The following is a 7,509-nucleotide window of genomic DNA, read 5'->3' on the forward strand; positions in this document are numbered from 1 at the left end:
TTTCAGAGCAATCTGAAACGGCCCCTGACCCGTTTCTGGGGACCAGTCGGGGACCAACCCGCCTTGACCGGTCAGCGGGCGACCGCAGGCGGCGGGCGGGGAGGCAACCGCCGCTCACGGAGGGGGCGGTGCCGCGGTACGCCGGGCCCCGCCCGCGACCCGCCCTCGGCCGTCGGAAATCATCTGCCCATGTCTTTCACCAGCCGACGCGCCCTTCTGACGTCCGTGGCAGCCGCTGCCACCACCCTTCCCCTCCTCAACGACCTCGCCGGGAACGGCAGCACGGCGGCCGCCGCCGACGCCACCACCACATCCACCGAATTCGCCACGAACGCCGCGCTCTACTCCGACCCGACCTACGTCGAGGGCACCCACTGGATGCGCCGCTTCCGCACGCACCCCGAGGCACTGCTCCAGGACAACCTGAGATACGGCAGCCAGATCCCGCGCAGCACGGCGGTCATCGCCCCGCACGGCGGAGGCATCGAGCTGGGCACGAGCGAACTGTGCCTCGCCATCGCCGGCTACAAGCTCCTCGCCGAGGACGAGGCCGCGCTCCTCGACGACGAGCAGCGCAAGGAGGCGGGCACGGTCCAGCGCGACTACTGGATGTTCGAGGGACTCAGCTCGTCGGGGGCGCTGCACGTCACCTCCACCCACTGCGACGACCCGGCGGCGCTCGCCGTCTGCGGCCGCAACCTGTACGCGGTCTCCCTGCACGGCTTCAGCCCGGACCCGCTGAGCGACGAGTCGAAGATCTCGGACAAGCAGATCTTCATCGGAGGCCGGGATCAGCGCCTGATGCACAACCTCGCGGCGGCCTTCCACGCGTTCGGCCTCAACACCACGAGCGACCCGCTGCGGAAGGTGGTCGTCACCATCGCCGCGCCCGACTCCCCGCTCAACGGCGACGACCCGGCGAACATCGTCAACCGCACCCGCACCGGCGGGGGCGCCCAGCTGGAGATCTCCACCGCGCTGCGCAAGGCCATGTTCTCCGACCACGACAGCGCCCCCGACCGGCGGCGCACCGCCGGCGACGGCGTCGAGCCGGCCCACTACTGGCACAACTTCGTCAAGGCCGTTCGCGAGGGCATCGACCGCCACGAGCGCGGCCTGGCCACCACGCCGCCCGCCGCCTAGCCCAGGGCGCTTCCTTCGGATCACCCGATCGTCGGTCGGTCGACTCCACCATCGTCCGCGCTCGGCAGCACGCCGCCGGGGCCTGTCAGAAGGGGCCCCGGCGAGGGCTCGCCCGCCGCCAGGTGCTCCAGGACCTCCGCCAGTTCCTCGCAGGCGCGGCGCACCGAACGGCGGGTCGCACGCTGCTCGGTGATGACGGAGGCGAGGAGCAGGGCGGTCAGGGCGGCGGAACCGTTGAAGGTCTGGAGCTTGACCATGATCTCGACGTCCGACAGGCGGAAGAACGAGCCCTGGTCGGAGGTCGCCACGAAGGTGGCGAACACCGACGCGAAGAGCGCGCACAGCATGCTTCCGGCGAGCTGGAAGCGGAGCGCCGCCCAGACCAGCAGGGGGAAGACCAGGAAGAGCAGGCCCAGCGGGCTCAGTACGGCCAGGGGGACGAGAACCAGGGTCGTCAGTCCCAGAAAGGCCGCCTCCTTCCAGCGCCGTACTCGGAACCGTCCCGGCGCCCCCGCGAGTACGAGCAGGAGCGGAGCGACGAGCAGGACCCCCATCGTGTCGCCCGCCCACCAGGCCAGCCACACGGCCCAGAACTCGTTCCTGTCCAGGGAGCCCGTCACCACCTGCAGTCCGACCCCCGCGGTCGCGCTGATCAGCATGGCGCCGAAGCCCCCGAGGAAGATCAGTGAGAGGCCGTCCCGCAGCCGCGCCATGTCGAGCCGGAAGCCGACCCGTCTCAGCAGCAGGAAGGCGCAGAGCGGCGCGACGGTGTTGCTCGCCACGGTGACCACCGTGGTGGGCCCAGGGGTGGTGAGGGAGGCGATGACGAGGAAGGAGCCGAGGGCGATCCCGGGCCAGACCCGCGCGCCGAACAGCAGCAGGGCGGCGACTGCGACGCCGGTGGGCGGCCAGATGGGGGTGGCCACCACGCCTTCGACGACGAGGCTGCCCAGCAGGCCGAGCCGTCCGGCCGCGTAGTAGCAGACCGCCACGGCCAGCGAGATCAGCGCGGCCTCGGTGAAGGGCCGGAACGGCCGAATGACGAACACTCCAGACATGAGACACCGGCCGGGCCGCCGCGGCCGGGCAAGGACCCCTGCGTGTCGGGCGCCGCCGTACGGCACGGGTCCGGACGGCTGGTGGAGTCAGGGCCGGCCCGAGGGACGGCGCGAACCGGGACGGCTCGACCCGGGACGGGCCGACCCGGGACAGGCCGACCCGGGGGCGAGCCCCCTTCACCCCTCGACCGCCGACGAGGCGGGACCGCCGTCATGGCCGACGACCAGGACGGCCGCGTCGTCCTCGTGCCCCACCGTGGCCGCCAGCTTCATGACGGCGGTGGCGAGCGCGTCGACGTCCAGCCCGGCGACGGCGGTGATGCCGGCGAGCCTCGTCACCCGGTCCAGGCCCTCGTCGACGTGGAGCGAAGGCCCCTCCACCACGCCGTCGGTCAGGAGGACGAAGACACCGTCGGAGGTGAGCCGGTGGCGCGTGGTCGGGTAGTCGACGCCGCGGAGCACACCGAGCGGAGGCCCGCCCTCGCTGTCGTCGATGCCGGAGCGGCCGTCGCTGGTGGCCCAGATGTGGGGGATGTGACCGGCCCGGGCGCACTCCAGGGTGCCGGCAGCGGGGTCGAGCCGCAGGAAGGTGCAGGTGGCGAAGAGGTCGGCGCCCAGAGAGACCAGCAGGTCGTTGGTGCGACCGAGCAGCTCTCCCGGGTCTCCGCTGACGGAGGCCAGTGCGCGCAGTGCCACGCGGACCTGTCCCATGAAGGCGGCAGCCTCGATGTTGTGCCCTTGGACGTCACCGATGGACATGCCGATCTGCCCGCCGGGCAGGGAGAAGGCGTCGTACCAGTCACCGCCGACGTTGAGCCCGTGGTTGGCGGGCTCATAGCGGACGGCCAGCCGGGCGCCCGGAAAGCTGGGCAGGTCCGAGGGCAGCATGCCGCGCTGCAGGGCCACGGCGAGCTCGACACGGGAACGCTGGGTCTCGGCCAACTCCCGAGCCTTGGCGGTCAGCGACCCGAGCCGGAGCAGAAGATCCTCGCTGTTGTCGGCCGGCCGTCTGCGGAACATCGATCACTCCGACATCGCGACAATCCTCGTATCACTCCGTCCCGTCTCCCGCACGCGGGACCCCAGGGAACACCTCGGTACGGACAAGGTCCTTCTCCACTCTGCCGGGAGTGCACGACCCCCGCATCTCCATCCACTCTCCATCCACCCCGCACTCCGGCCCGACCGTGGGTCTCAGGCCGCCTTGGCCAGGGCGGACCGGTCCGCGCCGGGCGCCTGCCGGGCGGGGGCCGCGACGCCGGTGACGGCGGATCGCGCGTCGTGGCGCGGCCACAGGAGGAGGGCGCCGGCCGCTCCCGTCGCGGCGAGGGCGGCGAGGACCGTCCAGGTGAGGGTGAAGCCGGCGGTGGTGCCGAGCCATCCCGCCAGGGGGTAGGTGACCAGCCAGGCCAGGTGCGACAGGGAGAACTGCGCCGCGAACGCCCCGGGGATCGCGTTCCGTCCGACGGAGGCGCGGATGACCGTGCCGGTCGGGGTGATGACCAGGGCCATCCCGACGCCGATCGCGGTCCAGACGGTCGCCGTGGCGGCCCAGGTGAGGAGGCCGGTCGCGGAGAGTGCCACCGCGGCGGTCGTGCCGCCGACCAGGACTCCGGCACCGGTCAGCATGACCGTGCGGGCGGCGATCCGGTCGAGGACCCGGGGCAGGACCAGCGCGGCCAGGAGGGTGCCCGTGCCGGAGGCGGCGAGCATCCAGGCGACGTCGGACTGGGAACCGCCCAGCTCGTCACGGACGTGGTTGACGGTGTTGACGACGACGATCGAACCCGCCGACGCCACCACCAGGTTGAGCGCCATGACGCCGCGCAGCCGGGGCGTCCGGAGGAACGTCCGGATGCCGGCCGCCGCCTTGTCCCACGCCTTGGCGTGGCCGCTCGGGCGGGCGTCGGGGATACGGGTCGACAGGACGAGCGCGGCGGAGACGAGGAACCCGGCCGAGGTGCCGAGGAACAGCCGGTCGAAGCTCAGGAATGTCAGGGCGACGGCCGCGAGGACCGGGCTCAGCAGGCTCTCCATGGTGGAGGCGACCTGCGACGCGGACAGGGCGCGGGTGTAGGCGGACGCGTCGGTGACGATGTCGGGGATGACGGCCTGGAACGTCGGGGTGAACGCCGCCGAGGACGCCTGGAGCAGGCCGATCAGCAGGTAGATGTGCCAGACCTCGGTGACCAGCGGCAGGGCCAGGACCACCAGACCGCGCACCGCGTCGAGGAGGAAGAGGAACGTTCTTCTGGGGAGCCGGTCGACGTACGCGGCGGCCAGCGGCGCGATGATCACGTACATGACCATCTTGATGGTCAGGGCGGTGCTGAGCACCACGCCGGCGCGCGGACCGGCGAGGTCGTAGGCGAGGAGTCCGAGGGCCACGGTCGTCAGACCGGTCCCGAAGAGGGCGATGACCTGGGCGCCGAAGAGTCGGCGGTAGTCGCGGAGGGCGAACAGGCGCATGGCGGGTTCCTTCCGTGTCCATGCGGCGGGGCACGGCCTCGCGGTGGCGGCGGCCGCGCCCCGCGGCTACAGGCGGGGCGGTTGCGACGGGACAAGGGAGTTCGTTCTTCCGTCCGTGGGGTCAGTGGTGGGCGTGGTGGGCGTGGTCGCCGTGCCCGCCGTGGTGCGCGTGGTGGTCGCCGTGCGCGGGCGCGGGCGTGGCGGTGGGGACCGTGAACTCGGCCGTGCGGACGACTCCGTCGTGCTGGAAGTCCAGGAAGAGGCGGTAGGTGCCGGCCGTGGGCGCGACCGCCATGAAGGAGATGTCGGGACCCGGCGCGGTGACGCCGTCGCCGGGCTCGCCCTCCGGGTGGACGTGGAGGTAGCCCAGGTCGCCGACGCGCAGGGCCACGAGGTGTCCGTACGCGGCCAGGTAGGGCTCCAGGTCGGTGACGGGGCGGTCGTCCCGGCTGACGGTGAGGGTCAGCTCGCTCGCCTCGCCGGGGACGAGCTCGCCCTTGAGCGCCACGGTGTACGCGCCGATCCGCGCGGTCCCGGTGGCCTCGGGCAGCGGCCGCGGGGCGTACGCCCCGGCGACCGCGGCGTCGATGCCCAGCGTCAGGGTCCCGTCGTGGCCGACCGGGTGGATGTCGGTGAAGAACCGCCAGTCCCCGGGCTCCAGGGCCAGCTCGGTGCTCCAGGTGCCGTGCTCGTCCCGGACCGGGTGCACGTGCTGGAACCCGGCCGTGTCCCGCCGGACGGCGATGAAGTGCAGCTCCTTCTCGTGCTCGGCGACGTACTCGGTCACCGGCTGTCCGTCGGGGCCGATCACCCGGAAGGTGACCGGCTGCACACCGGCGGTGAGGATCGCGGAGTCGAGGACGAGGGTGTAGCCGTCCGCCGAGACCGACAGTCCGCCGGGCTGCGCTCCCGCGTGCCCCGCGTGGCTGCCGTGCCCCGTGTGGCCGCCGTTGCCGCCGTGGTTGCCGTGCGCTCCGTGACCGCCGTGGGCCGCGTGGTCGGTGTGGCCGTGGCCGGCGTGCTCGTTCATGACGTCTCCCCTGGTGCGATGCGGATCCTGCCGTCGTCCGGTCAGGACGACGATCACAACCATATACCCCCGGGGGGTATTCCGGGGGATTTTCGGGAAGGGGATCTCCGGGAAGGAGATTTCCTACCCGTCCCGCCCCCGCCTGCCGAGGGCGTCCGCGAGGGCCGCGAAGGCGATCGCGTGCCCGCGCGCGTTGGCGTGGACGCGGTCGGCGGCGTAGATGCCGGGGTCGGCGGCGAGCGGGTGGTGGTGGGTGTCGACGTGGAGGCCGCCGAGGCTCCGCGTCAGGTCGGCGGTGACGGCGTCGAGCGTGTCGAAGCGGCGGGCCATGCCGTCGGCGTACTCCGGCGGGACCAGGCCCGAGCGGGCGAGGTCGAAGAGGCCGATCGTGACGACGACCGCGCCGCTCTCGGCCAACGGGGTGAGGAGCGAGGCCAGTTCGGCCCGCAGCGCGTCCGGGTCGACGTCGCGGAAGGCGTCGTTGCCGCCCGCGCTCACCAGGACCGCGTCCGGCTCGAACTCCAGGGCGGGGGCGAGCTGTCGCTCCCGGATCCCGGCGGCGAGCAGGTGGGGCTCGGCCAGGTTCACCGCGGCGAAGCCGGGGCGGGTGGCGGCGAGGGCGTCGACGAGACGGTCGGCGAACGACCGGTGGCGGTAGCCGGGGAGGGGGTCCATCACCCCGGCGGTGACGCTGTCGCCGAGCACGGCCAGCCGGTTCCACGGGAGCGGGCGGAGCAGCTCGGCGGCGGCGTCCGCGGGCAGGCAGTAGGGATCGGCGGATTCGGCGGGATCCGTGTGCGGATCCCGCGCGCCGGTCCCGTTCGGGTGGGCGGTCATCGCCGGTCTCCTTCGAGGACGTGCGGAGTGGACGCGGACGCGGGCGTGGGGCGCGGCGGGGGAGGGGGCGTGAGGCGCAGGGCGAGACCGCCGGCCGCGGCGGCCGCGTTGACGGCGGTGGCGAACCAGTACACGGCCGCGTACGGCTCCGCTCCCGCGCCCGAGACCTCCGCGATGATCACGGCCGTGGCGGCGATGCCGAGGCCGCCGCCGACCTGGCGGGCGGCCATGACCATGCCGGTCGCGGCGGCGAAGTGCCGGGGTGCGACGGAGAAGGCGGCGGCGCTGGAGATGCCGACGGTGGCCAGGCCGACGCCGACCCCCATCACCGCTCCGGCCGGCAGCCACAGCGTCCAGAAGCGCGGCTCGGTGTCGATCAGCAGGGCCAGGACGGCCGTCGAGGCGGCGATGAGGGTCGAGCCGCCGACCACCATCGTGCGCGGAGGGAGGGCGACCGGGAGCCGCCCGACGCCGACGCCGACGACGGCCGTGACGAGCGCCGCCGGGCTCATCGCGAGACCGGCCTCCAGGGCGGAGTAGCCCCAGGCGCCGGTCAGGAACAGCACGCCGAGCAGCATCGTGGTGAACAGCGCGGTGCCGTACGCGAAGGAGACGCCGCTCGCGACGGCGAACGGCCGGCCGCGGAGGAGGTCCAGGCGCAGCGCCGGGCTCCGGTGCCGGAGCGCCCGCAGCACGGTCGCCGTGCCCGAGAGGACGGTGACGGCGGCGGCGGTCAGCACCCGCGCCGACGACCAGCCGTGGTCCGGGCCCTGGGTCAGGGCGTAGACCGCCGAGCCGACGCCGAGGGCGAGGAGGAGGCCGCCCAGCAGGTCGGGCGCCCGCCCGGCGCGGGACTCGCCGGCGCGCCCCCGCCCGCCCCCCGGGCACCCCCCCCCCCCCCCCCCCCCCGGTGGGGGGGTGGGGGTTATAAAACAAAGGACAGCCCCGAGAGTGCAAAGTTTTTTTATAGGT

The 7,509-nt window shown here is 73.4% G+C and carries 7 protein-coding genes; 1 reads left to right on the forward strand and 6 read right to left on the reverse strand.

Annotation, left to right across the window (positions count from 1 at the left end):
• The first annotated feature begins 189 nt into the window (after nucleotides 1-189).
• Nucleotides 190-1,143: a poly-gamma-glutamate hydrolase family protein gene (locus ACFW1I_RS37385; protein WP_384678421.1), complete on the forward strand. Its 954-nt coding sequence runs from the start codon at nucleotides 190-192 to the stop codon at nucleotides 1,141-1,143.
• Nucleotides 1,144-1,163: 20 nt separating this feature from the next.
• Here the strand turns inward: ACFW1I_RS37385 and ACFW1I_RS37390 are convergent, their stop codons facing one another.
• The 6 genes from ACFW1I_RS37390 to ACFW1I_RS37415 all read right to left on the reverse strand — a co-directional run bounded on the left by ACFW1I_RS37390 (nucleotide 1,164) and on the right by ACFW1I_RS37415 (nucleotide 7,277).
• Nucleotides 1,164-2,201: an MASE1 domain-containing protein gene (locus tag ACFW1I_RS37390; protein WP_384678423.1), complete on the reverse strand. Its 1,038-nt coding sequence runs from the start codon at nucleotides 2,199-2,201 to the stop codon at nucleotides 1,164-1,166.
• 177 nt (nucleotides 2,202-2,378) lie between these two features.
• Nucleotides 2,379-3,221, reverse strand: coding sequence for a PP2C family protein-serine/threonine phosphatase (locus ACFW1I_RS37395; protein ID WP_384678425.1), 843 nt, complete (start codon nucleotides 3,219-3,221; stop codon nucleotides 2,379-2,381).
• Nucleotides 3,222-3,395: 174 nt separating this feature from the next.
• Nucleotides 3,396-4,670: an MFS transporter gene (locus ACFW1I_RS37400; protein ID WP_384678427.1), complete on the reverse strand. Its 1,275-nt coding sequence runs from the start codon at nucleotides 4,668-4,670 to the stop codon at nucleotides 3,396-3,398.
• 121 nt (nucleotides 4,671-4,791) lie between these two features.
• A complete protein-coding gene (locus tag ACFW1I_RS37405) occupies nucleotides 4,792-5,700 on the reverse strand; it encodes a hypothetical protein (protein ID WP_384678429.1) in 909 nt (302 codons plus the stop codon).
• A 123-nt stretch (nucleotides 5,701-5,823) separates the two neighbouring features.
• Nucleotides 5,824-6,537, reverse strand: a complete 714-nt coding sequence (locus ACFW1I_RS37410) for an SGNH/GDSL hydrolase family protein (protein WP_384678431.1) — start codon at nucleotides 6,535-6,537, stop codon at nucleotides 5,824-5,826.
• A complete protein-coding gene (locus ACFW1I_RS37415; protein ID WP_384678433.1) occupies nucleotides 6,534-7,277 on the reverse strand; it encodes an MFS transporter in 744 nt (247 codons plus the stop codon). Before ACFW1I_RS37415 ends, ACFW1I_RS37410 begins: the two co-directional genes overlap by 4 nt.
• Nucleotides 7,278-7,509: the final 232 nt, after the last annotated feature.

This window comes from Streptomyces sp. NPDC058955 (assembly GCF_042741435.1).
GTDB lineage: Bacteria > Actinomycetota > Actinomycetes > Streptomycetales > Streptomycetaceae > Streptomyces.